Raw genomic sequence first — 492 nt, 5'->3', positions numbered from 1 at the left:
GGAGACCCCCGGCTGGCGGACGCCTACGCCCCCATCCCCCTGGAGGGCCAGGACGTCGGCTCCCTCATCCTGCGCAGCTTCACCGAGCGTGACGAACTGGACCGGGCCCTGTTCCCCCTCCTGGAGTCCATGGCCCGTCCCCGCATCGCCTCCGAGGAGCCCCCCAAGGTGGAGCAGGGCCTGTACTACCTGCGCCGCGCGGAGAAGCTCGCCGGAGTCACCGAGGAGCAGCGCCTCACCCTCCAGAAGCTCATGACCGAGGTGGCCTACTTCCAGGCCCGCCAGAAGCTCGAGGATGCCCGGAGGCTGGTCGGCGACGCCCTGGTCCAGCTCAAGCTCGCCGCGGAGAGCCAGAGCCGCCACGCGCGCAGCGCCAACCAGATGCTCTCCACCGTCTCGCCCCCCGCCCGCGAGCTCGAGGAGGCCCTCCGCCGCGCCGTCCACACCTTGAGTGGACCTCAGGAGACGCCTCCCGCGCCCCCCGTCCAGTCG

1 pseudogene is annotated in these 492 nt (G+C 72.2%); it reads left to right on the top strand.

Going from position 1 to position 492, the window contains the following annotated elements:
- A pseudogene (locus FJV41_RS50110) lies at positions 1-492 on the top strand (IF-2 protein); the annotation flags it as partial.

Source organism: Myxococcus llanfairpwllgwyngyllgogerychwyrndrobwllllantysiliogogogochensis (assembly GCF_006636215.1).
GTDB classification, from domain to species: domain Bacteria; phylum Myxococcota; class Myxococcia; order Myxococcales; family Myxococcaceae; genus Myxococcus; species Myxococcus llanfairpwllgwyngyllgogerychwyrndrobwllllantysiliogogogochensis.
This window is presented reverse-complemented; position numbering and strand designations above follow the sequence as displayed.